This is a genomic window from Psychrobacter sp. CX21, from assembly GCF_057396255.1.
In genome coordinates this window covers 1-25723 of sequence record NZ_JBXYJG010000015.1, presented here as the reverse complement: position 1 = coordinate 25723, position 25723 = coordinate 1, and the positions used below count along the sequence as shown (strand labels likewise).

At 40.2% G+C, this 25723-nt stretch carries 21 protein-coding genes and 1 rRNA gene; 10 read left to right on the top strand and 12 right to left on the bottom strand.

The genetic code is table 11. The annotated features are described in order from the left end of the window. Positions 1-47: 47 nt before the first annotated feature. The 3 genes from AC2SLP_RS09265 to AC2SLP_RS09255 form a co-directional block, all read right to left on the bottom strand. A complete protein-coding gene (locus AC2SLP_RS09265; protein ID WP_486536385.1) occupies positions 48-761 on the bottom strand; it encodes a hypothetical protein in 714 nt (237 codons plus the stop codon). A 94-nt stretch (positions 762-855) separates the two neighbouring features. After that, complete coding sequence (locus tag AC2SLP_RS09260) at positions 856-2118, bottom strand: cation:proton antiporter (RefSeq protein WP_486536384.1); 1263 nt, start codon at positions 2116-2118, stop codon at positions 856-858. Between the two features lie 108 nt (positions 2119-2226). Next, positions 2227-3849 (bottom strand): YihY/virulence factor BrkB family protein, encoded by a 1623-nt coding sequence (locus tag AC2SLP_RS09255; RefSeq protein ID WP_486536382.1) that lies wholly within the window; start codon positions 3847-3849, stop codon positions 2227-2229. A gap of 435 nt (positions 3850-4284) precedes the next feature. Here AC2SLP_RS09255 and wrbA point away from each other — a divergent pair, with 435 nt between their 5' ends. From wrbA to AC2SLP_RS09235, 4 genes are all read left to right on the top strand, one after another. Beyond that, positions 4285-4896 (top strand): NAD(P)H:quinone oxidoreductase, encoded by a 612-nt coding sequence (gene wrbA, locus AC2SLP_RS09250; protein ID WP_486536431.1) that lies wholly within the window; start codon positions 4285-4287, stop codon positions 4894-4896. A gap of 1 nt (position 4897) precedes the next feature. Then, on the top strand, positions 4898-5353 hold the full coding sequence (locus tag AC2SLP_RS09245) for a hypothetical protein (protein WP_486536381.1): 456 nt from the start codon (positions 4898-4900) through the stop codon (positions 5351-5353). Positions 5354-5525: 172 nt separating this feature from the next. Continuing rightward, a complete protein-coding gene (locus AC2SLP_RS09240; RefSeq protein ID WP_486536380.1) occupies positions 5526-6530 on the top strand; it encodes a TAXI family TRAP transporter solute-binding subunit in 1005 nt (334 codons plus the stop codon). Positions 6531-6619: 89 nt separating this feature from the next. Then, positions 6620-8743 (top strand): TRAP transporter permease, encoded by a 2124-nt coding sequence (locus AC2SLP_RS09235; RefSeq protein ID WP_486536379.1) that lies wholly within the window; start codon positions 6620-6622, stop codon positions 8741-8743. 373 nt (positions 8744-9116) lie between these two features. On the opposite strand, the gene AC2SLP_RS09230 is transcribed toward AC2SLP_RS09235, so the two are convergent. The 4 genes from AC2SLP_RS09230 to AC2SLP_RS09215 all read right to left on the bottom strand — a co-directional run bounded on the left by AC2SLP_RS09230 (position 9117) and on the right by AC2SLP_RS09215 (position 13467). Beyond that, positions 9117-9830 carry a DUF3108 domain-containing protein gene (locus tag AC2SLP_RS09230; protein ID WP_486536378.1) on the bottom strand — a complete coding sequence of 238 codons (714 nt, stop codon included), beginning with the start codon at positions 9828-9830 and terminating at the stop codon, positions 9117-9119. Between the two features lie 530 nt (positions 9831-10360). Then, a complete protein-coding gene (locus AC2SLP_RS09225) occupies positions 10361-11749 on the bottom strand; it encodes an NAD(P)(+) transhydrogenase (Re/Si-specific) subunit beta (protein ID WP_486536430.1) in 1389 nt (462 codons plus the stop codon). Positions 11750-11766: 17 nt separating this feature from the next. Further along, positions 11767-12108 carry a proton-translocating transhydrogenase family protein gene (locus tag AC2SLP_RS09220; protein ID WP_486536428.1) on the bottom strand — a complete coding sequence of 114 codons (342 nt, stop codon included), beginning with the start codon at positions 12106-12108 and terminating at the stop codon, positions 11767-11769. 225 nt (positions 12109-12333) lie between these two features. Further along, complete coding sequence (locus AC2SLP_RS09215; protein ID WP_486536377.1) at positions 12334-13467, bottom strand: Re/Si-specific NAD(P)(+) transhydrogenase subunit alpha; 1134 nt, start codon at positions 13465-13467, stop codon at positions 12334-12336. Positions 13468-14072: 605 nt separating this feature from the next. On the opposite strand from AC2SLP_RS09215, the gene yaaA reads away from it, so the two are divergent. After that, the gene (yaaA, locus tag AC2SLP_RS09210; protein ID WP_486536376.1) at positions 14073-14876 is read left to right on the top strand and encodes a peroxide stress protein YaaA; all 804 of its coding nucleotides are present in this window, start codon (positions 14073-14075) and stop codon (positions 14874-14876) included. A 252-nt stretch (positions 14877-15128) separates the two neighbouring features. Here yaaA and groL read toward each other — a convergent pair whose 3' ends face one another. Together groL and AC2SLP_RS09200 are read right to left on the bottom strand one after the other, a co-directional pair. After that, a complete protein-coding gene (gene groL, locus AC2SLP_RS09205) occupies positions 15129-16778 on the bottom strand; it encodes a chaperonin GroEL (protein ID WP_486536375.1) in 1650 nt (549 codons plus the stop codon). 115 nt (positions 16779-16893) lie between these two features. After that, positions 16894-17184: a co-chaperone GroES gene (locus AC2SLP_RS09200; protein ID WP_486536374.1), complete on the bottom strand. Its 291-nt coding sequence runs from the start codon at positions 17182-17184 to the stop codon at positions 16894-16896. Between the two features lie 346 nt (positions 17185-17530). Between AC2SLP_RS09200 and AC2SLP_RS09195 the strand changes: the two genes are divergently transcribed. Together AC2SLP_RS09195 and iscX are read left to right on the top strand one after the other, a co-directional pair. Further along, positions 17531-18142 (top strand): acyl-CoA thioesterase, encoded by a 612-nt coding sequence (locus AC2SLP_RS09195; protein WP_486536373.1) that lies wholly within the window; start codon positions 17531-17533, stop codon positions 18140-18142. Positions 18143-18457: 315 nt separating this feature from the next. Then, positions 18458-18664: a Fe-S cluster assembly protein IscX gene (iscX, locus tag AC2SLP_RS09190; protein WP_486536372.1), complete on the top strand. Its 207-nt coding sequence runs from the start codon at positions 18458-18460 to the stop codon at positions 18662-18664. 99 nt (positions 18665-18763) lie between these two features. On the opposite strand, the gene AC2SLP_RS09185 is transcribed toward iscX, so the two are convergent. The 3 genes from AC2SLP_RS09185 to AC2SLP_RS09175 form a co-directional block, all read right to left on the bottom strand. Next, positions 18764-19192 (bottom strand): hypothetical protein, encoded by a 429-nt coding sequence (locus AC2SLP_RS09185; protein WP_486536371.1) that lies wholly within the window; start codon positions 19190-19192, stop codon positions 18764-18766. A 192-nt stretch (positions 19193-19384) separates the two neighbouring features. Continuing rightward, positions 19385-20590 (bottom strand): succinyl-diaminopimelate desuccinylase, encoded by a 1206-nt coding sequence (gene dapE / locus AC2SLP_RS09180; RefSeq protein WP_486536370.1) that lies wholly within the window; start codon positions 20588-20590, stop codon positions 19385-19387. 138 nt (positions 20591-20728) lie between these two features. Beyond that, positions 20729-21565, bottom strand: coding sequence for a 2OG-Fe(II) oxygenase (locus tag AC2SLP_RS09175; protein WP_486536369.1), 837 nt, complete (start codon positions 21563-21565; stop codon positions 20729-20731). A gap of 116 nt (positions 21566-21681) precedes the next feature. On the opposite strand from AC2SLP_RS09175, the gene AC2SLP_RS09170 reads away from it, so the two are divergent. The 3 genes from AC2SLP_RS09170 (at position 21682) to AC2SLP_RS09160 (ending at position 25671) form a co-directional block, all read left to right on the top strand. Beyond that, positions 21682-22557, top strand: coding sequence for a 23S rRNA (adenine(2030)-N(6))-methyltransferase RlmJ (locus AC2SLP_RS09170; protein WP_486536368.1), 876 nt, complete (start codon positions 21682-21684; stop codon positions 22555-22557). 106 nt (positions 22558-22663) lie between these two features. After that, on the top strand, positions 22664-23518 hold the full coding sequence (gene pssA / locus AC2SLP_RS09165; protein WP_486536367.1) for a CDP-diacylglycerol--serine O-phosphatidyltransferase: 855 nt from the start codon (positions 22664-22666) through the stop codon (positions 23516-23518). A 615-nt stretch (positions 23519-24133) separates the two neighbouring features. Next, positions 24134-25671: ribosomal RNA gene (locus tag AC2SLP_RS09160) — 16S ribosomal RNA — on the top strand. The last annotated feature ends 52 nt before the right edge of the window (positions 25672-25723 follow it).

The window sequence follows — 25723 nt, the reverse complement described above, 5'->3', positions numbered from 1 at the left end:
TATCGAATATAGCCATACAACAATAATAGACTTAAGTAAATAAGCCGTTAGCCTAACAACCTCCACACGCCGTCAACTTTTTTTAAGCTAAACTCCGCAACATCAGGTTTATCAACACCGACTAATGAGATTTTGCCAGTGATAACGGCTTGAGTTCTGTCCTCGTTAAATGTCACGTCTTCGATAACCACTTGTTGGACGGTTTTTTGAAAGAATATCTGAGTCTGTTCAAGCTCGTTGGCAAAATCTTCAATATCGGTCTCGTAATATTGAACCGCATCTTTTGCATTACCATAATATATCGTATTAAGCGCTTTTTTTAATGTAGCTTCTGGCGATCCTGCCTGAAAGTTGGACACCATGCTTATAACAATACTAGGCTTATTTAACATCAAGTCATTCATATCTAATTGATTCGCCTCAGACATAGCATCATTTGCAGCGTTAGAAGCGGTGACATCAGAATTAGAGGTTTCTAGACTGTTTGTCGTATTAGTTTCGCTCGTCGTTTCTGTAGTCATAGAGCCATCACCGGCACTATTATTGTTATTGTCAAAATTGTCTGAATCTTCACTTAATGTCGTGGGCTCAAGCGTGCTGTCTTCTGCATTAACGACATCATCAGGCTTTGAGTCATTACGGTCGCAGCCAACAACGCTAACAATGCCTAAAACAGTCAGACTGCTCAAACCAATGAGTAGCGTATTAATTACCATTTTATTCATACGTTTAAGATGACGTTGTTTAGTAGAATTTAGCATACAATTTCCTTAATTAAAGACCTAAGCTTAAAAATCCTAGACGAAAACCCATTTAAGACTAAGTTTCATTGGCCGTCTGATTTTCACTAGCGAATTATGTTTCACTAGCGCTAACACTTTTTGCAACTTTGCCGATACTTAAGCCTTGAACCAAAATTGAGAAGATGACGATGGCATAGGTTAAGGTTAATAAAACATCTCTTTCTGGTCCTATAGGCAGTTGTAGTACCAAAGCAACTGAAATCCCGCCGCGCAGTCCTCCCCAAGTCAAAACCTTCCAAGCCCCTTCAGGTAGATCAAGCTGTTTACTTAAGGATTTGGTGGTCATGCCTACGACAATGAATCGGGCAAGTAAAGCAATAATGATTGCAAGCCCAGCAGCTATAAATAAATTACCAGAATACGCAATTACCACGACCTCCAAACCAATGAGCACAAATAAGATCGCATTTAAAATCTCATCAATAAGTTCCCAAAACAAATCAACATAATGGCGGGTCTCATCACTCATCGCATAAGCACGGCCATGATTACCAAGCATTAAACCCATCATCACCATAGCTAAAGGGCCAGATAGATGGAAGTGGCTGGCCAATGCATAACCGCCTAAAACACCTGCTAAAGTAATAAGTACCTCTTCTTGATAGCTGTCAATACTTTGTAATAAGTAATAGATAATACTTCCTAATACAAGACCAAAAAGAATACCGCCGCCAGCTTCTACGGCCAACGCATGGGCGATATAAGATCCTGTTGGTATGTCGCCACTGGTCAAAATACCCAAAAGTAATACGAAGATAACGACGCCGATACCATCATTAAATAAAGACTCGCCAGCAATCACAGTCTCTAAGCTTTTTGGCGCACCTGCCGAGGCTAATATGCCCATTACTGCAATTGGGTCAGTGGGTGAAATGAGCGCGCCAAACAATAAGCACCATATAAACTCAAGCTCAAACCCTAAAAGTGGCATGGTCAAATAGATGGCGCTGGCAATCAAAAATGATGAAATTAATGTTCCCAATACGGCCAATAAACCAATGGGCAGTTTGTAAGCACGTAAGTCCCTAATATTAACGTGTAAAGCGCCTGCAAACAGCAACATTGAGAGCATACCATCCAATAAAACTTCGGTAAAATCTAACTGTGATAGTAGGCTTTTTTCATAATCAACAAGCTCATCAAAGCCTAGGAGCCCTAAAAAAATAGCAAAGATTGACACCAGTAGAGAGATAACCATCACACCTATGGTGGTAGGTAGACCAATAAAGCGCTTATTAACGTAAGCGAGAAGGGCAGAGATGCTCAAAAATATAGCACTAATATCAAGTATGCTGAGTCCAGAATTTTGCGTCATATGATTTATCTACTTTCTTTATATATTAAGGTCTGTTGATTAAATTTATTGCTTAATGCTGAACACGAATTTTTGTATTTTTTAGCATCAACGGATGCTTTGATTGTGCTATCTGTCTGGGTTGTCATCTTCGGTAATAATGGGGGCATCTTTTGGTGAATTTAGTACACCTAGTAGCCCATGGCGTTTGCTAGACCAAACACTTGAGTAGGCATCTGATTGGACGCTATTATTGGTATTTTCTAAGCGGTTTGCTTTGTCTATGTCTGTACCGTCTTTTGGTATCACCGCTTCTGTGTGAGTATTGTCCTCTACAACAGGCGCATCCGCCTCAAAGGCCTCGGGTTCATACTTAGGTTCGGAATTATTATCTTTAGATCTCGCCTGTGAAATAGCAGAGCGATAATTCTTTAAGTCTTTTTTGCTATCGGCATATTGAGAATCGAATTTCTGCTTATGGGCGGGGACTTTTTTGCGCGGTTCACTGTTTTCAAATATTTGATGTAAAGATAGATCTAATTCCTGCTTAGCACAGCGCTCAGTATTAATCAGGCGCTGGGTTAATAAGTTTATCCAAGGGTCATCACGACTAGGATCCATGGAGTCAAGCTCATCTTTAATAGGTAAAGGGTAGGGTAGAGTGCGGTAAAAATCCCAAAGGGTAATACCTTTTAAATCCTTTTTAAGAACGTAATCGCCATTTTGAGTAATGGTAATTAGGTTGCTGTCTTGCAGGTAGTTTAGATAAGTGAACCATTTAGGTAGCTCTTTGCGTCCCAATACATTTCTTAATTCTTCTTCACCTACCGACTCACCTTCTTTATAACGATCATAGGTAAGGTTTAGCATATCGAGTAAGCTTAATAAGGGATGACGCGGATACACTTCACCCGTGGCATAAATAGTTAAGGTATAACTAATCTCTACCCCAAGTAAAATGAGATTCCATGACAAATAAATCCATAGTAAAAAAATTGGTAACGCTGCAAATGCACCATAAATGGCTTCGTAACTGGTAAAGTTCGACATGACCGTACCAAAGAAATATTTGATTAATTCAAATAAAATGGCAACAATCAAACCCGCTATAGCGGCACTCTTAAACGGTACTTTCGCTTTAGGAATAAACCAATACATGCCAATAAAGCCGGCGATAGTGATCAAGTATGATACAGCTTGAACCCAAAAGGTCCAATCAATTCCATAGCCTGCAATTTGTTGATTTAAAAAATTTAAACTTTGTAGTGTGCTGGAGACAATAAAGGCAGTACCTAAAACCAGTGGGCCTAAGGTTATGATTGTCCAGTAGCGAATCACACTTTTAAAGCCACCTGAACGATTTTCTACCCGCCAAATTTGATTAAACGCGCGTTCTATCGTAGTTAATGTCATGATCGTCGTGACGAATAACACCATGGCGCCAATGGCAGTTAGATTACTCGATTTTTCTGCAAAATTATTGATATATTCACTGACTTGAATACTCGATTGAGGCAATAAATTGCTGTAGATGAGTTGAGAGATCTGCTCCCGTACTGACTCTAAAGCTGGTACAGAAGATAAGATCATTAATAGTACCGTAATAATCGGTACGATAGATAACATGGTGGTGTAAGTAAGCGACGCCGCTTTTTGTTGGCAATTATCTTCTAGATAATGACGTACCAAAAATCTAACAAAGCTAAACCAAGTATGATCATAAAATGGAAGTTTTTTTAACAAGTTAGTCATGTCAGTAATATTTCTTCATGGAAGTTGTGGGTAGTTTATCAAAAAAATCAATAAGCGTTAGTAAGTTTCTAAATTTCAGTCATGTTTGTGGCATAATAATCAAAATATATGACACATTAGGCGGTCTGAAAACGCATGCAATCGTTTCATTAATCAATATTTGATTCATCATCATTTTTATCAATTAATAGTTTCGTATAATAACAGTGTCGTTGATTAATAGATTCGTTGATAAAAGAGTATCAGTACTATTAAGTTTTAGAATATCAAACGAATTTTATATATCTATTTCTATATATCTATTCCTATCATTCTTTAAAGGCACTACACACTATGTCCAATCAAAACACTATGAGCACTCAAAACACTACGACAACTCAAAACACTACAACAACTCAATCAGAACATTCTAACTCAAACCATGCAGGTACAAGAATGCAGCAATCTAATTATGTATTGGTATTATATTATTCTCAATATGGCACTACCAAAGAATTAGCTTACGCCATAGCGCAAGGTATCGAAGATGCGGGTATGACGGCGCGTATTCGCACGGTGCCAAAAGTGGCCACCGAAACCACAGAAATTAAACCCGCTATACCAGAAGACGGCGATTTGTACTGCACGATGGAAGATTTACGCGAGTGTTCGGGATTGGCTTTAGGTAGCCCTACGCACTTTGGTAATATGGCAGGCGCAATGAAGCATTTTTGGGACAGTACGGTGACATTATGGTTGGCTGGCAATTTACAAAATAAGCCTGCGACTGTGTTTACCAGTACAGGATCAATGCATGGCGGTCAAGAAACGACATTGTTAACCATGATGATGCCATTATTACATCACGGTATGATGGTTTTAGGATTACCATACTCAAATCCAGAGCTTGGTCGTACTAATAGAGGCGGTACCCCTTATGGTGCCAGTCACGTAAGTGGGTCACAGCATAACGAGCCTGTCACAAAAGATGAGCGTGCTCTTGCAATATCCCAAGGTAAACGTTTGGCCAATTCTAGCCGAGCGTTAATCAATGCAAGCTGGTCTTAATATGGGAACTGATGTAAATCCAGATAATGGTTCAAAAGAAATGAAATCGAGTACTACAAATGAGGTTACTAAATATCAGCGCTGGTTATTTGTTACTTGGATGACATGGCTGTTATATCGTGCCATTGGTTTGCCGCTCATGCTAAACCTACTATTAATAACGCAACCGGACTTAATAGGAGGTATTGCATGGCAACTGCTATGGTTAGTGCCTGCATTTATTCTAACTCCTTGGATAGTTAAGGGTAAGTCTGCTTATGCGCTACTCTTAGGTAGTATGTTCACCTTAGTATATTTGGGCGCAAGTGGAGTGACGACGTTTTCAAGATTTTATGATAGTGGTATTAACGTCTTATGGGTATATCTAATTGATACGGTATTGATATTGCTGATTAATATTTGGATGTTTAAATTATTAAAACGTCTTCCTTCGATGAATAAACGAACACCTAGTTAGACTTCAATGCTGTAATGACATTGTTTTGTTAATTGTTAAATTCTATTTTGGAAAATCTAAAGTAGACTTACTCATAAAAGTGTAATATTATTTAGCGATTGATACTAAATGTAATTGATATGTATATTAGTATTACAAACTTAATTGAAGTCTATATTACAGGATAATTAATATGAAACTATTAACATCGTTATCAGCGATTACTCTAAGTATGCTTATGGTGACAGGTTGCACCGAATCAGCCACTGATACAGCTGGCGCGGATGCATCTACAGCCGATACTAAGTTCATCACTATTGGTACGGGTGGTGTTACAGGTACATATTATCCTACGGGCGGCGCAATTTGCCGTATGGTAAAAGCTGCCGAAACCCCAATACGCTGCTCTGTTGAGTCAACAGGTGGTTCAGTATATAACGTAAACACCATCAAAGCCGGCGAGCTAGATTTTGGTATCGCTCAAAGTGATACAGCTTTTCAAGCTTTAAATGGTGAGGGTAAGTTCGCCGATGCACCTGTTGAAGAGCTACGCAGCGTATTAGCCATTTATCCTGAGTTACTATCATTAGTAGTACGTAAAGATTCTGGTATTAAAACATTAATGGACGTTAAAGGTAAAAAGATTAACGTTGATGTACCAGGTAGTGGTAACCGCATGACGGCTGAAGCTGTGTTTGATGCTAGTGGTATTAGTATTGATGACCTAGCTTTTGCTAATGAGCTTAAAGCCTCAGAAGGCCCAACCATGCTTAAAGACAATAAAGTTGATGGTTATTTTTACATGGTAGGTCACCCAACTGCTAACATCAAAGATGCATCAAACTCAGTAGATATCGACCTAGTGCCCATTGATGGTGAAGGTGTTGATAAGCTGGTTGCAGAAAACCCATATTACGCGAAAGGCACTATCCTTGCTGAATACTATGAAGGGGTAGAAGCGGACACACCAAGTATCGGTGTTAAAGCGGTATTGGTAACTCGCGAAGATATGGCAGAAGATGCGGTCGCTACGATCACACAAGCGATACTTGACAACTTTGATGAATTCAAACAGTCGCATCCTGCTTATAAAAACATTACTAAAGAGTCGTTACTAGAAGGCTTAGCTGTACCTCAACATCCTGCAGCAGCAGCGGTATTTGAAAAAGAAGGTATTATGTCAGCTAACGCTCAGTAAGGTATATTGTTATTATGCGTTAATTAATGAATAGGCACAGATCATTTGGTCTGTGCTTATTTTTTTGAAAATTATTCTTGGAGAATGTCATGAATAATAATACCTCTGAGGCTAGCATGAATGATAACGCCTCTTTGAATAGCTTGGATGATGCTCATACAGACACTGCTGATGTGTTAGAAGGTAAGCGTGTATTACCTACCAATTCGTTTGGCTATATCTTTATTGGTGTGATTGCTTTTTTGTGGTCATTTTTTCAGCTGTATGTAGTTTTAATTCCATTTAATGATGTGTTTGTTAGATCAATCCATTTGGCGTTTGCATTGCTGATGACATTTTTGATGTATCCGATGTTTCGTACCAAAAGAACCATGTCTAGCATACCAATATGGAACTACGCGTTAGGTTTTATTGCAGCGGCAACATCACTTTACATATTTATATTTTATGATGCGTTAAATGCGCGCTCTGGTGCTTGGCTACCAATGGATGTGTGGATTGCTTTAGCGGGTACGTTATTGCTACTGATGGCTTCACGTCGTGCACTGGGCCCTGCATTGGCTATTATTGCCATAGTATTCTTAGCCTATGTTAAATTTGGTCAATTTATGCCAGATATGATTTCGCATAAAGGGGCCAGCATTAATAAAATGATGGGACAAATGTTCCTGACCACAGAAGGTATTTTCGGTGTTCCTCTAGGGGTTAGTGCAAGTTATGTGTTCTTATTTGTGTTATTTGGTGCTTTACTCGAGCGCGCAGGGGCGGGCAAGTATTTTATCGATTTAGCTTACGCGGCTTTGGGCCGCTTTGATGGTGGTCCTGCCAAAGCGTCAGTAGCAGCGTCTGGTATGATGGGTATCATATCTGGGTCTTCTATTGCCAATACAGTGACAACAGGAACCTTTACCATTCCGCTCATGAAGCGCCTGGGTTTTCCAAGTCACAAAGCTGCTTCTGTAGAGGTTGCCGCCTCAACCAATGGTCAGCTAATGCCACCAATTATGGGGGCAGCGGCATTCATTATCGCTGAGTTCTTGGGCATGGACTATGCAGGCGTTATTATGGCCGCCGCCATTCCAGCTTTTGTGAGCTATATTGCCTTGTTTTATATCGTGCATTTAGAGGCAAAAAAGTTAGGAATTAAAGGCGAGGCTAAAGATCGCTTGCCTAAAGTTTGGGGCGTGTTTGTCAGTGGTCTGCATTTCTTATTACCTGTCTTCTATCTCATGTACACGCTTGTTGTCCTGCGTATGTCACCACAGCGTGCAGCATTTAACGGCATTTTAGTATTAATGGCAATCATGGTTGTGCAGCCTTTTGTTAAATCTCTATGGGCTAAGAATGGTTTAAATCTTGTTGAGAATTTTAAAATAGCGGTTCATGACATCACTTCTGGTATGGTCAATGGCGCTAAAAACATGGTACCGATTGCGATTGCTACTGCAGTAGCGGGTATTGTTGTGGGTTCAGTGACGATTACAGGAGTTGGCCTCATATTAGCGGATGTTATTGAAGTATTGTCTGGAGGGTATATTCTAGCAGTACTCGCACTAACTGCCGTTGTTTGTCTTGTACTGGGTATGGGCTTGCCAACCACCGCAAACTATATCGTAATGGCCTCTTTAACCGCGCCAGTTATCCTAGGATTAAGTAGTGATTTAGGATATATGGTACCGGCTATTGCTGCCCATTTATTTGTATTTTACTTCGGTATCCTTGCTGATGATACACCGCCGGTTGGGATGGCGGCTTATGCAGCTGCAGGTATCGCAAAATCTGACCCTATCAAAACAGGGATACAAGGCTTTGCTTATGATATACGCACCGCAATTTTACCGTTTATGTTCTTTTTTAACCCTAAGTTATTATTAATAGAAGGTGTTGATCCAGCTAATCCAAGAGATCCTTCAGGTTGGGAATGGATTACAAATCCCCTCGAAATTGCTCTTATCTTCGGTATGGCGGTACTGGGTATGTTGGCATTTTCTTCAGCGACTCAGCGCTGGATACGAGTCAAAACCAATTTGCTGGAAGTTATCTTATTAATAATGATCAGTTTGCTACTTATGATACCTAATGTGGTTCAAGAGGTATTAAGCTTACCTCATGAATATGTCAGCTATGCTATAGGTGTGGTCTTATATGCTGTTATATATTGGCTACAATCACAGCGTTTTAAAAACCAACATAACCATTTAAAAGCCGTTTAAAACCCATTAATTAGCTGTTTTAGTATGTTGTTAAGTCTAACGTTTATATGTAATCTATCAATGACTAGCAGTTGTCATTGATAAATGTCTGTAAATAGATGACTTTAAATTAATGGTTTTTTAATATAGTCAAAGAACTACTAAACGGTCACAGCGTTAACCTAGCTAGGCCTACATGAATAGTACTTGCACTCGGTTGACTTGTAACCATTTTAGACTTCTTTGACTATAGATGTATTTATAAAGTCGAATCTTATATTGATAAAATAGCCGGTACAAATAAAAAAGGAACTCTATAAAGAGTTCCTTTTTTATATTTAAATAAGTGTTTGTAGTTTATAAAGGCAATAGATTTAAGTTACTTCAACCAAGTTTAGCGAACTTTAGTCAATTCCATTTCCATCTTCTTACCGTCATTAATTTGCGTAACTTTGACTGGTAAATAATCCAAACTAGGCGCTAGCCAAAAGCTGGTTGATCGAGAGTTATCATCGTGTATACGATCAACTCGAACCGTATTATATGTACCTGCAGGTACAGTCACAGTGGTATTGCCTAACTTTCTAAACGGGGTTCTCTCAACCTTGTCTTTTTTGACCATGTAATAGTTACCAGAGAAGTTACCTGATAACAAGTCTTGTCTAATTTGAGCCTCTAAGCTTAAGTCATCATAAGCTGTAGAAGGCGCTGATAAGTTGTGAGACTTACCGCGATAGGTACTGGTCACACGTTTACCCGCATTACTGAAGTTCATCTTATGGGTTCGACCTACACCAAATAGCCTATAAGATGTACTTGCACTATTTGGTATGACGTTGTTACCACTTAAGGTAAAGTTACTAGATTGATTTGCGGTAGCAACACCAGCCACTCTAGCATTTACTTTGTAATTCCATGAGTTGCCAGATTTAGTCAAGCTACGCGTTGCTGTACCTTTATATTTGTTATCAACCGTAAAGTTATATTCAGCAGTAGCGGGCGCTAATGTGCCGGCAATAGCAGCAGTTGACGTTACAGCTGCAGCAGTTGCTAGACCCATACCAGCCACAAGTTTAGTAACTTTTTTATTATTTAATTTATTAAACATTTAAATGACCTCGAAATAATTATTTGAATATGTGTAAAATCAAAATTGTATCGTGTAGTTAGAGTAATTGAATCGAAATTAGTAAATATGCATAAAAATCTAACACTGTAGTCAGCGAAATACCAAACGTTTAGAGTGTTAACCTCTCTCGCCTTACTAAGGTAGTACTTGCATTCGCCTGCCTTGTCATCAAGTTAGATTTCTTTGACTATATAAACATGAGTTTGATATAAAAAAAGAATTAGATATTTATTCATGAATTATATCTCTTAACATAGATATCTACACACTTTGATTGTAGACTATACCTTATATATGGTCATACCTTGTTACATTTACAACGTCTGCATTTAGGGTATTTTGTAAGCAATCCTTACCAATTTGGTAGGTTCATTAAGTTAAGTAACTAAATATCGTTTTATAGGTATCGGCATTACTTTAATAACCCTATAATTCCACATTTTCTAAACTTTAGATTATAAAAAAGACAGCCAAAGCTGTCTTAATTTACTAATAAGTGCAATTAGATACTAGTGTCCGCTACCATTAATTGTACGAACCATCTCTTCCACCATTTTCTTAGCATCACCAAAGATCATCATGGTTTTATCAAGATAGAATAGTGGGTTATCAAGACCTGCGTAACCTGTACTCATCGAACGCTTAATAACCATCACAGTCTGCGCTTTAGAAGCTTCAAGAATTGGCATACCGAAGATTGGTGAGTTTGGATCGTCTTTAGCAGATGGGTTTACAACATCGTTTGCACCAATTACTAATACCACATCTGTACTTGGGAAGTCTGAGTTAATCTCATCCATCTCTAAGATATCATCATAAGGCACATCAGCTTCTGCCAATAGTACGTTCATATGACCGGGCATACGACCCGCAACAGGGTGTATCGCAAAGCGTACGTTGACACCTTCTTCTTTTAATAGCTCATACAGCTCTTTAACGGCGTTTTGTGCTCTACCCTGCGCCATACCATAACCTGGAACAATAATAACGTCGCTTGCATTACTCATTAAGAATCCAGCATCTTCAGCTGAGCCTGACTTATATGTTTTGGGAGCACCGTCATCATCACCGCCAGTCACGGCAGCTGTACTGATACCACCAAACAATACATTCACTAAAGAGCGGTTCATAGCCTTACACATAATGTATGACAAAATAGCGCCAGACGACCCTACTAGTGAGCCTGCAATTATAAGCATTGAGTTGCCAAGCGTAAAACCAATACCCGCAGCTGCCCAACCAGAAAAAGAGTTCAATAGTGATACAACGACTGGCATATCGCCACCACCGATTGGGGCAATCCACATCCAGCCAAATATAACAGCTAAGACAGTCATGGCATAGAAGGCAGGCATTGATTCAGTAACAAAATAAATGCCGCCGAACGCTAGCATGGCCACAAACAAGATAAGTTGAACTGGCTTGACCCATGCACCGCTGATTGTTTTCGCCCATTTTTTAGCAGCGAGCTTACCAAACGCAAATACAGACGCTGAAAAAGTAATCGCACCGATAAAGCAGCCAATGAATAATTCAATGCGAGCAATAGTACTATGTTCTAGTGTCGTATTTAACACAGTGGCTAAAGCAATAGCAACTGCTGCAAGACCAACAAAAGAGTGCATCAACGCCACAGTCTCAGGCATTTGTGTCATCGCAACTGTTTTAGCTTTCCACATACCAACGATAGCGCCCAAAATCATAGCACCAATGATAAGCCATAGAACAGGACCTTCAGCTAAGAAAAATGTGGTTAGTACCGCAATTGCCATCGCTGCCATACCAAATCGGTTACCACGAATGGCAGTTTTTGGACTGGATAGACCCCGTAAAGTTAAAACAAAAAGTATAGCACCGATGAGATAGAACCAATCAGCGTTGGCGGCGATCCAATTCATGTGAGATAAATCCTGACTCATGCATCACCTCCCTTAGTGTCCGCTACAGGTTTAATTTTTTTAGGTTTGGGTTTAAACATAGCGAGCATACGTTCAGTGACAGCAAAACCACCAAAAATATTAATACTTGCTAAGAATACGGCGAATGCGCCAAGTATGCTGGTTATGGATAATGCACTACCACCAATATAAATGGTTTGGAGCATAGCACCAACGATAACGATACTAGACAAGGCATTAGTAACAGCCATGAGCGGGGTATGAAGCGCCGGGGTCACGCCCCAAACTACATAATAGCCCACAAATATTGCAAGTACGAAAATGGTAAATATCGCGACAAATGGGGTGCCACCAGTTATGGCTGCCCCCAATGGTGCGGTTGCTAATACCGTAGCAAGCATAGTCTTCTCCTAAAATTTTTCTAAATTTTTTACGTAAGCATACCGTGTTCTTATAAATGTAAGCGTCTTAAAAACGCGTACTTTGAGCCCTCAAGCATTTAGTAATAAAACATATGAACCAAACATTTGAACATGGCCTCAAGCTAGATAGCTATTTAGTTACCAAGTTACCAAGCTATCTATCTATTTACGCTTTAATCGCACCTCACCATTATGAGTCACTGCCAATGCACCTTGAATTTCATCTTCAAGATTAATGGCCAATGCATTGTCATTCTCTTTATCAAAAAGGGTGGTGATAAAGTTTACTAAATTGTTTGCATACAGATCTGAAGACTGCGCAGCCAATAAGGCTGGAATATTGGCAGCACCAACGATACGTACGCCATTATCTGTCACAATAGTGTCACCGGATACCGTACCTTCAACATTACCACCTGAACTTGCCGCCATATCAATCAATACAGAGCCTGGCTTCATTTTATCCAACGTGGCTTTGTGAATAAGACGAGGCGCATTGCGGCCAGGTATCTGCGCCGTAGTAATAATGATATCGGCGTTCGATGCCGCTTTATCGACAACTGCTGCTTGATCTTTCATATATTGCTCAGACGGTGTCCATGCATACCCACCCGTAGATTTCGCTTTCTCTTTTTCTTCATCGCTCATCGGTACATCCAGCCATTTGCCGCCAAGTGACTCTACTTGTTCCTTGACAGAGGGGCGTAAGTCACTCGCTTCTACGACTGCGCCTAAACGCTTCGCAGTTGCAATGGCTTGAAGACCTGCAACGCCAACACCCAGCACAATCAATTTTGCTGGTTTAACTGTACCCGCTGAGGTCATAAACATGGGGAAGGGGCGGGCGTATTCATTCGCTGCCATTAGTACTGCTTTGTACCCAGCAAGGTTGGCTTGAGAAGACAGTACATCCATATTTTGAGCACGAGATAGGGTACGAGGTAGTAATTCCATGGCAAAGGTAGTCGCACCCTGTTTTGCATACGCGTCAAGATGTTCGTTACGGTATGGATCTAACATACCAACTACTATACTTCCGCTCGATAGTTGAGAGATTTGCTCGGGTGTTAAATCTTGAACCACACACACAATATTAGCATCTTTTAAGACGTCAGACTCACTAACCACTTTAGCGCCTGCAGCTGAATATGCGCCATCATCGTAATACGCATGATGCCCAGCACCAGATTCAATAATGACATCGTGTCCAAGCTTAATAAGTTTTTTCACTGCATCGGGAGTTATGGCAACTCGGCCTTCGTGGGCCTGTTTTGCTTGGATAGTGCCTATTATCATGTTCGCTCCTAGCTAAATAATGGTTATAAATCTTTTGATCTATTAACATTCAAGTATTATACGTTTTTATTAGTGGGTAAAAACCCTTCACTAAAAAAACTAATAATTAAAATAAACTAACGGTTAAAAAACCTCTGGTTTACGTGAGTAAAACCAAAGGTTATAAATTAAATAAATGAGTATTAAATATATATCACTGATATTTATTATAAGAACATAAACCTATAAATTTCATTCAAGAATTATGACCGGTGAGTTACATTTGATAACAATCTGCACAACTTAATTTAATAGATTTAACATTTAAATTATTTTATGAATCTACATAGATTAATTTAAATACAAATTTATAGGTTCTTTTATATCCTATAATAAACTAAAAGGTATTTATTTAAAATTCAACTCAAATATGAGTTTTAACTCATATAATCTTTTTCTCTCTTTATTCAAAGCCCCCTATTAATAACCTTGTACATAACTCTCTAAATTAAGTCTTAAGTCTCTACCTGTATAGAAACACATAGTTATGATAATCTACAGACATATTTATAAAAACTATAAATCACGTTTATAACTTATCAAATTGTTTAATTAAGGACATATCTATGTACTTTGTTTTATCGCCTGCGAAGAGCTTAAATGAAAGTGATGCAGTTCCAGTAAAAGTTGGTAATTATTACAGTCAACCAGCACTGATTGAACACGCTCAATCTTTAATGAAGATTTTAAAGTCTAAAGAACCAACAGATTTGCAAGAATTGATGGGCATCTCTGATGACCTAGCACAATTGAATGCTCAAAGAAATCAAGAGTGGGCGTGGAGTAAACAAAAACCTTTTACAGATGACAATGCAAAGCCAGCAGGATTTTTGTTCGATGGAGATGTCTATACAGGTCTAGATATCTATAACATGGATAAAGACGCTGTTATTTATACCGATAAGCATTTAGGCATCTTATCCGGATTATACGGCATAATAAGACCCCTCGACTTAATCCAACCATACCGGCTAGAGATGGGTACAAAGCTTAAAAACGAACGTGGCAACAACTTATATGAGTTTTGGGGCGAGCATATTGCCATTATCATTAATCAATATATGCAAGATACGGCTAAAGATGAAGACAATGTGCTTGTTAATCTTGCCTCTAATGAATATTTTAAATCCATTAAGAAAAAAGCATTGAATGCACCTATTATTACCCCACGTTTTGAAGATGAAAAAAATGGTAAGTTTAAGGTCATCGCTTTTTACGCCAAAAAAGCACGCGGACTAATGATGAGATATGCTGCGGAAAATAAAATCACCAAGGTAGAAGATTTAAAAGGCTTTAACTTAGATGGTTATTATTACGTGGATGAAGCGTCTGATGATAAGACGTTGATGTTTAGACGGGATGAGCGTTGATAAAAGTGTTGGTAACGATGCTTATAACGCTGTCAATAAATCTATCATAGTACCCAATATAAAAACCCCAATAAGCAATTGCTTATTGGGGTCTTATTAACGCGATTAAGCGTATAAACAGCTGTGTATAATAACTACAATTTAATTTAATTCATATTGTAGCTATAAACGATTTATCGAAGATGACGAGCGAAGATAGTACATTAAGCTCGTCAAACAAAGAGGAATCGTTATGCAGCAAATATGCATAACTTACATCATGCCGCCCATACCACCCATGCCGCCCATACCACCAGCACCGCCCATGCCAGCCATAGGATCAGCAGCTTCAGGCTTGTCAGTAATCATTGCTTCAGTAGTCAGCATTAAACCTGCCACAGAAGCTGCATGTTCAAGGGCAGAGCGTGCAACTTTGGCAGGGTCAAGGATACCCATATCTAACATATCGCCATATTCGCCAGTTGCCGCATTGTAACCATAGTTACCAGAACCCGCTTTAACTTCGTTAACCACAACAGATGCTTCATCACCAGCGTTAGTAACGATCTGACGTAAAGGCGATTCCATCGCACGGCGTAAGATGTTGATACCAGCATTCTGGTCGTCATTATCACCGGTTAGGTCGCTAATCGCAGCCATAGCACGTACTAATGCAACACCGCCACCAGGAACCACACCTTCTTCAACCGCAGCACGAGTTGCATGCAGGGCATCGTCAACACGGTCTTTCTTCTCTTTCATTTCAGTTTCAGTTGCTGCGCCAACTTTAATAACCGCAACACCGCCAGACAATTTAGCCACACGCTCTTGAAGCTTCTCTTTGTCATAATCAGAAGTAGATTCTTCGATCTGACGGTTTATAGACTCAACACGCGCATTGATATCCGTCTTCTGACCAGCGCCATCAACGATAATGGTATTCTCTTTACCAACAGTAACTTTCTTAGCAGTACCCAGTTGCTCAATCGTTGCAGTCTCTAAGCTCAAGCCAATCTCTTCAGAGATAACCGTAGCGCCTGTTAGGGTTGCAATGTCTTCTAACATCGCTTTACGGCGATCACCAAACCCAGGTGCTTTTACCGCACAGGTCTTCAAGCCACCACGCATGTTGTTAACCACTAACGTAGCTAGCGCTTCGTTTTCAACGTCTTCGGCAATAATTAATAGCGGCTTGCTTTGCTGCATGACTTGCTCAAGTAATGGTACGATTTCACGAATGTTGCTGATTTTTTTATCGACTAATAAGATATAAGGGTTTTCAAACTCAGCGGTTAAGCTGTCTTGGTTGTTGGCAAAGTACGGGCTAATATAACCACGGTCAAATTGCATACCCTCAACCACTTCAAGCGTATCTTCAAAGCTTGACCCTTCTTCAACAGTAATAACACCTTTTTTGCCAACTTTACTCATTGCTTCAGAGATAAGCTGACCAATCTTAGGATCAGAGTTTGCAGAAATTGAACCTACTTGAGCAATCGCATTTTCATCATCGGCAGGGGTAGATAGTTCATGGATTTTTGCCACAGACTCACGTACCGCCTTATCGATACCACGTTTAAGATCCATTGGGTTCATGCCAGCAGCAACCGACTTCATACCCTCAACTAAGATAGATTGAGCCAATACCGTCGCCGTTGTTGTACCGTCACCGGCGACATCATTAGTTTTGCTTGCCACTTCACGCACAAGCTGCGCGCCCATGTTTTCAAACTTATCTTCAAGTTCAATCTCTTTGGCTACCGAAACACCATCTTTAGTGATGCTAGGCGCACCAAAAGACTTATCGATAACAACGTTACGACCTTTAGGGCCAAGGGTCACTTTAACCGCATTGGCAAGAATATTTACGCCGTCCATCATTTGATTGCGTGCGTCTAAACCGAATTTTACGTCTTTTGCCATGAGAATTATTCTCCAATTTATTATCGTTAATTAGTAAGTATTTTAGTTTTAAATATAATAAGTTTTCACAGATAGAATTAGGTATATTGAAATAATTTATCTGAGATAAATGCAATTAGCCTTCCAATACACCAAGTACATCAGATTCTTTCATAATCAACAGCTCCTCACCGTCAACTTTAACAGTTTGACCCGCATATTGACCGAATAAAACCTTATCACCAACTTTCACATCCAAAGCGCGAACGTCACCGTTATCGCGAATTTGACCATTTCCAACCGCTAAGATTTCACCTTCAGACGGTTTTTCTTGCGCAGAGCCAGGCAATAAAATACCACCGGCAGTTTTTTGTTCTTCTTCAACGCGGCGTACGACAATGCGGTCATGCAAAGGGCGAATATTCATGTGTCTCTCCATAAAAAATTTGATTACGTTAATAATTGATAAGGTACCCATACCGCCCAAATCTATTATTATTGATTAAATGTTAACTAAACAACATTAACCTTGGGATTGAGCTATGGGGCTGTATTAAAAATGGGGTTTAGTGACATAATTTTCAACCTAAAATGATTTAAATAATTGATAACTTTTTTAAAGACCACAAATCAAAGCTGACAATTTCAAAAAGGCGGTATAGACTTAGCAGCCACCATATGACTCAAACACGTCCTCAATAAACAGTACATAACAATCAGTACACGACAAACCACAAAAGACATCAACCTAAAAGTCGTAAGGATTTTCGATCATGAACATGCTCATCCGTTTCTTTGTTTTAAAAAAATTGTTAGCGCGAGAGCTTGCAGATGCGCAGAAGCACACCGAAGTACAAGACCCATCAACTAACACACAAAGCCAGCACACGCAGAGCAACCACACAGAAACATTGGCACAAGTACCAGAATTATCTGAAGATACAAAAGCGTGGTTTGATCCATTTATAAGAAAGTACAGAGTGCTACCGCACGACATGGGATTTCGTAAACACCTACCAAATTACCGATATCTTTCTTTTATAGAATTAAATATAACAGGCTGGTTAATGACGCTGGTCAATAAAGAAAGTTTGGGAGATCTTGAGTGGATAATCTCGATGCAAGAAATGGTTTATCTTAAAGAAATCAAACTGTTGGACAAAATGACTGTGACCAGCACCTTAGAAGGGTGGGATAAAAAATACATATATTTCCAGCATCATTTCTATGTCAAAAACAATTTAATGGCAGTTGGATTAACTAAATTTGTATTAAAAGAAAACGATCACGTCTTAAAGCCAGAAGACTTTGGCATGAAAGATGAGTATTTAACGGAGATTATAACCACATGGAACACCAATCAAATGGCTATAAAACGTCAATAGAGTAAATTTGAGCCAATCTCGCTTTCGCTACTATCTTGACTTGCATCGTGGCGGGCGCTAATGAAACGTGTCGTTCCTGCTACCACGATACCGCCACTTTTCAAGCGCCCGTACCACGATGCTGCACCAAGTATATCCGCTACAATCGAGGCTAAACCGCACCTTCGTTGTCGCCTTGGCGCAAAACTTGAAAATGAATGCTAAAATAAAACACATAGTCAAATAGATGGTAGGGTGGGGTTATTAAAGACTACCGCACCAATTAGATATTTAATACTCAAATTCACAATGAATAGCTTATAAAAGGACATAACCATGAACCAAAAACTAAAATGGACAGACAGCCTAGACATCGCCATTGAACTTGTTGAGAAATTTCCAGAGACCGACCCGCAATACATCCGCTTTACTGACTTACATCGCTGGGTAACAGAACTCGAAAACTTTGATGACGACCCGCAAAAGTCAAACGAAGGTATCTTAGAAGCGATTCAAATGAATTGGATCGATGAAGCGGATTAGTTTAGCTGTATAAAATCTAGGTATATAAAATAAAGTAATTATAAGCCAGTTTCTTTAAAAGAGACTGGCTTTTTTAGGCCATGCTATTATTCCTAAATATTAAGCATTGAGATTTTGATAAACATAAGGACTGTTTTTATAAGTAGACTCATCTAAACCGCCGATAGGAAGGACTAAATGCGCCGTAGGTGTTATAACAACGTTTTTACCTATGGCTTGACTTAACTCACTCTCAATACAGCTTTTTAAATCAGTGGGTAATTTGTTATAAAAGCAAACACCAACTTCAATTTTTGGTTCATGTGGTTTAGGAGTTATAAATACCATATCAGCATTATATTTCTCAATAATAGATACAATGGCAGTCGCCTCATCTTCTAATATAGAAGTGTTGTAAACCGTTATAGCTTCTACTTTATTTGTATTATATGATGAAAAATTAGAACGTTCTGCTATGGATTGACAGATTTTTATCGTCAATATAACGTTTATCAATAGATGAGGTAAAGATTTTGAAATACCGTTCATACTAATTTTTTTAGTTTAGATTTATTGGTTGGTTTGTAAGTTTTGAAGCTGATAAAGCGCACTAAAAAATAAGCCTTCCTGTTCTTCTAACTTCAATATTATCTCCAGTTAGTTTTTTTAGCTCATTTTCTATTTGCGAATGACGAGCAGGGGTTAGGGTTGGTTAATCGAAGTAGTTGACACATATTCAACTTAACCCAACAGCAACTCCTCTAACATACGCTCATATATTTGCGCCAATTTACCCAGATCGTCTACTTCAACTTTCTCATCGACCTGATGAATGGTGGCATTACGCACACCAAGCTCAACCACTTGGGCGCCAGTAGGCGCAATAAATCGGCCGTCAGAGGTCCCGCCTGAGGTCGATAGCTGAGTATCGGTACCAGTGACTTCTTTAATAGCGACTTTACACGCATCCACTAATTTACCCTCAGCAGTTAAAAAGGGATTGCCTGATAACTTCCACTGAATGTCGTAGGTGGCGTCACTGTTATTAAAGTGCTTGTCAAAGATGGCATGTGTTTTGGCACGAAGCTCATGTTCTGTCGTCTCTGTTGAGAACCTAAAATTAAACACCACGTCAACTGTTTCTGGAATGACATTATTAGCACCTGTACCGCCATTAAGGTTAGAAATTTGCATGGTCGTGGCAGGGAAGTGGTCGTTGCCCTTATCCCACACGGCATTTTCAAACTCGGTCAGTGCTGGCAAAAGGGCGTGAATGGGGTTAACTGCCAGATGCGGATAGGCGACATGACCTTGCTTACCTGTTACAGTCAAAATACCGCCCAACGAACCACGGCGACCGTTTTTAATAATATCACCTAGCGTGTCCGTACTCGATGGCTCGCCGACAAGACAATAAGTGATTTTTTCATGACGTGCTTCTAGCGCCTCCATCACCTTTACCGTACCGTTTATAGAAGGGCCTTCCTCATCTGAGGTGATTAACATCGCAATCGAGCCGTTATGGTCAGGGTGATTTTTGACAAAGTTTTCAGCGGCAATGGTAAAAGCAGCGATACCTGTTTTCATATCAGCGGCACCACGACCCCAAAGATAGCCGTCTTTAACGGTTGGTTCAAAAGGTGGTATTTTCCAGTTATCAGGGTTGCCTGTGGGCACGACGTCAGTATGACCGGCAAAACAAACCACAGGGTCCTGGTTACCACGTCTTGACCATAAGTTTTTGACCTCGGCATTAAGACCAGTAGCTTGCTTATCACCAAAGTACATAAATTCGCTGTTAAATCCTAATGGGCTTAATCGCTCTACCAACACATCCTGAGCGCCTTTATCATCAGGGGTGACGGAGTCACGGCGCATGAGCTCAATACTTAATGCTAAGGTTTGTTGTTGATGGGTTGATTGGTCAATAGTGTCTTTAGCGCTCATAATTTCCCTTAGAGGTATAAAATATAAATACTGATAGCAATAGGCTGTCAGAGTATAGGTTGTCGTTGTGAGTTCTTAAAGTTTAAGGGCTGTATAGAATACATTATCAGTAGACATTAAGGTTGAAAAATAATAGCCTTATAAAGGCTCTGCAACGATTGATGCGTCATCACGGCGTAGCCAAGTGGCAATAGAGTAGCGCTGGCGATGGGCAATTTCGACTTGATGTTGCAGATCGCTATCAAAGATAACCAAACGGTTGGCTTTAGGCAACAACTGATGCTGCTGGTTGTTCGAGTCGATAATAGACAGCTGACCGCCATCCACCTCACGCCACTCATCATTTAAATAAAATACCGCAGAAATGACCCGCTCATCACGCCCAGCAGGATTATCAGCATGCCATTTATAACCAAAACCAGCAGGATAGCAAGCATAGTGTGCTTCACTGTGGCGGATACCAGCGAATAAGGTGCGATTAAACAGTTGCGCCAATTCATTGATGCTTTGTAAATAATAAAAACCGGCATAAAAGTTTTTGGTAATCCAGCGTATACGGTCACCACGGATATCTGTTTTACGTATGCCCTCAGTAAGTAACGCCTCTCGATAATCAACAAATCCGCTTTCTGTTTGCAGCGCTAACAGGGCTTTAGTCGAGTACACTTCATCCAGCACAATAAAACCGGAACCGACAAAGCTATCTATAATGTCGTCTGTTAGACGCTGCGCCCAGTTAGCCTCAAAGTCAGATTGTGACAATGCTTGCTGGGTCAATGATAAGTCAATGACGCCCAAATCTACTACACTATCCTCAGTGGTTAGCACTTGCATAATATATTCAGCTGTTTCTCTTGAGGTGTCAACCTCCTCAGGGGTTAAAGGCGGTGGAATAGCGACAGTAATGGGGTCTTGCAATCCCTTATCAATGGGCGCTATGTTACTATCAATAAGCGTCTTACCGACTGTAGTCATGAACCGATACCTTAAAATAATAGTATTAACTTTTAATATACTTATTTTATAACCGCTTATGCTACCATATAACGAAATTTAGATACCCAAACATTCTTTATAATACAAGCAATCTTATGAACTACCAACACGCTTATCACGCCGGCAATTTTGCCGATGTCGCAAAACATATTCTACTTATTCAACTACTTAATCAATTGAGTAAGAAAGGCAAGCCTTTTTATGCCTTAGACGCTTACGGTGGGCGAGGTCTTTATTCTTTAAGTAGTGATGAAGCACGAAAAACAGAAGAAGCTAAGTCTGGCGTCCAAAGAATTCTTGGCGCAGATTTGGCTGATGCGCCAGATGCAGTACGTCAATATATTGATGATATCCATCAAGCTCGTCAAACCTATGACAAGCATGTGTATCCAGGGTCACCTTGGTGGATAGCCCATCATGTTGAAAAAAATCCAGACCTTAAGATTAGAGCTGAAGCTTTTGAATACAAGAATTCAGAATATGATGCGCTTAATTATCAGCTTTATCAGCTGCCCATAGGTATCCACAATCGCAATGCATTTGAAGGTATACCAGCAGTAATACCGCCAGAGGAGCGTCGAGGTCTTATTTTAATAGATCCTCCCTATGAACAAGAGCATAAAGATTTCTCTCAGCTGATTGATCTATTGACCTTCTCAATGCAAAAATGGCCGCAAGGTGTGTATGCGTTATGGTTTCCGATTAAGAATATTGATGCTGTAGAACTATTTTATAAAAAAATGAAGCGTACAGATATACGTAGACAGCTTTTATGTGAATTGAATATTTATCCCAATGATGTTGCTGCTGGGCTTAACGGTACGGGTATGTTAATTATTAATCCACCTTGGCAGTTCGAAAAACATGCACGCGAGATTTTAAATTTCATTCAGCCACTGATGCGCCCTGAGGATGCACCAGAATTGCCTAAAAGCCAAGCTGTCAATGTTCGCTGGCTAGTTGGTGAGTAACGAGTAGTCGTTAGTTGAATAGACAATAGATAAATAGTAGCTGCTTACATTATTATAAATTTATACAAAGTGAGTACTTTGGTTATTTATCAATAAAGGATTTAGTATGAAGAACCCACATCACTCACATACCGAAAGCCAAACGTCTGATTTACCATCATCTGTACATCCGAATGATTTAATCGGTGAAGGTTTCGATGCTTTAACGTTTGAAGTTATTGAGCAAGAAGTAGCAGACGGTAATCCTGTGGTCAGCCGTGGTGTTTATTTAGCCCCAAACTTAATTACTACCTTGTCGTTGTTATCTGGATTCTTCTCTATATTATCGAGTATGCAAGGCGAGTTTTATAAAGCTTCGTTGGCTATTTTTCTATCAGGCATATTAGATGGGGCTGATGGTCGAGTCGCCCGTATGCTTAATGCACAAAGCCCTTTTGGAGAGCAGTACGATTCATTAGCGGATATGTTAGCCTTTGGTGTGGCGCCTGCAATTCTTATCTATAGTTTCGCTTTACAGCCATTAGGAAGGATAGGTATCGGATGTGCGTTTATATTTACAGCCTGTGCAGCTTTTCGTTTAGCGCGTTTTAATGTGCAAATTGGTGAAGTGGATAAAAAGTTTTTTGTTGGTTTGGCAAGTCCTTTAGCTGCAATTCTTGTTACAAGTTCAGTCATGGTGGCTATTGATCATAATAGCTGGGTAGGCATCTACGACACTCAAATTATGTATTTGTGTGCAGCTTGGGTAGCGATTTGCGGATTGTTGATGGTAAGCAATCTCAAATACTACAGTTTTAAAGAATTCGATAAAAAGAAAGTACCTTTTGTCGCGTTAATTATTGGAGTGCTAATCATGGCGATTGTGCTATCTGATATTCCTCTTGGAATTTTGGCAATTGGTATTATCTATGCATTATCTGGAATCGTGTCCACTATTAAAGCTACGGTTAAGCATACATAATATAATAGCTACTCCATACAACGTATAGATTTGTACTGGTTGTATAAGTCAGAAAATGTATATAAGTTAATTCATATATGTTAAATACTTATAAAACTCTCACTCTTAGAATGAAACGATTAAAAAGTAAAAACTAGTTGACTCAAAAACTAAACCCTTTATAATACGCCCTCGTTAAGACGGACTGCCAACATAAACTTAAAAGTTTTGAAGCAAATCTTCTTAGAAAGAATTAAAAATAAAATGTTGACAACGATATTTAAATCTATATAATAGTCAGCCTGCTCGGCACGAAGAGAGATGATCTCAGAGGTGTTAAGCAAGAAATACACTAGTCTTGGACGACAAGCTAGTCATTATTTAAAAGCTAGAACTAAAGAACAACTTGTGTGGATTTTTGCTGATTAAGAATGCTAAAAATGAAGTTGGGATTGTTTGTATCTATTAATAGGTATGGATAATGACTAACTATAAAAAATTATCATTTAATACAGCAGAAAAACTCGAAGTTAATTCATTATATGAAACATACGAAAAGCAATTTGCTAGTATTAAATGAGCCAAGATTAGTAATCTATCTTACTTTTAATTAAGTGAAAGGTTACAAGCAAGATTAAACTGAAGAGTTTGATCATGGCTCAGATTGAACGCTGGCGGCAGGCTTAACACATGCAAGTCGAGCGGAAACGATGATAGCTTGCTATCAGGCGTCGAGCGGCGGACGGGTGAGTAATACTTAGGAATCTGCCCAGTAGTGGGGGATAGCACGGGGAAACTCGTATTAATACCGCATACACCCTACGGGGAAAAGGGGGCGCTTGCGCTCTCGCTATTGGATGAGCCTAAGTCGGATTAGCTAGTTGGTGGGGTAAAGGCCTACCAAGGCGACGATCTGTAGCTGGTCTGAGAGGATGATCAGCCACACCGGGACTGAGACACGGCCCGGACTCCTACGGGAGGCAGCAGTGGGGAATATTGGACAATGGGGGCAACCCTGATCCAGCCATGCCGCGTGTGTGAAGAAGGCCTTTTGGTTGTAAAGCACTTTAAGCAGTGAAGAAGACCTTATGGTTAATACCCATAAGCGATGACATTAGCTGCAGAATAAGCACCGGCTAACTCTGTGCCAGCAGCCGCGGTAATACAGAGGGTGCAAGCGTTAATCGGAATTACTGGGCGTAAAGCGAGCGTAGGTGGCTTAATAAGTCAGATGTGAAATCCCCGGGCTTAACCTGGGAACTGCATCTGATACTGTTAGGCTAGAGTAGGTGAGAGGGAGGTAGAATTTCAGGTGTAGCGGTGAAATGCGTAGAGATCTGAAGGAATACCGATGGCGAAGGCAGCCTCCTGGCATCATACTGACACTGAGGTTCGAAAGCGTGGGTAGCAAACAGGATTAGATACCCTGGTAGTCCACGCCGTAAACGATGTCTACTAGTCGTTGGGGGACTTGATCCCTTAGTGACGCAGCTAACGCACTAAGTAGACCGCCTGGGGAGTACGGCCGCAAGGTTAAAACTCAAATGAATTGACGGGGGCCCGCACAAGCGGTGGAGCATGTGGTTTAATTCGATGCAACGCGAAGAACCTTACCTGGTCTTGACATATCTAGAATCTTGTAGAGATACGAGAGTGCCTTCGGGAATTAGAATACAGGTGCTGCATGGCTGTCGTCAGCTCGTGTCGTGAGATGTTGGGTTAAGTCCCGCAACGAGCGCAACCCTTTTCCTTAGTTACCAGCGGGTTATGCCGGGGACTCTAAGGATACTGCCAGTGACAAACTGGAGGAAGGCGGGGACGACGTCAAGTCATCATGGCCCTTACGACCAGGGCTACACACGTGCTACAATGGTAGGTACAGAGGGCAGCTACACAGCGATGTGATGCGAATCTCAAAAAGCCTATCGTAGTCCAGATTGGAGTCTGCAACTCGACTCCATGAAGTCGGAATCGCTAGTAATCGCGGATCAGAATGCCGCGGTGAATACGTTCCCGGGCCTTGTACACACCGCCCGTCACACCATGGGAGTTGATTGCACCAGAAGTGGGTAGCCTAACCTTTTAGGATGGCGCTCACCACGGTGTGGTCGATGACTGGGGTGAAGTCGTAACAAGGTAGCCGTAGGGGAACCTGCGGCTGGATCACCTCCTTATAAACGGCATTCGGTCAGCAAGAATTCACAACAAGTTGTTCTTTAGTTTTAG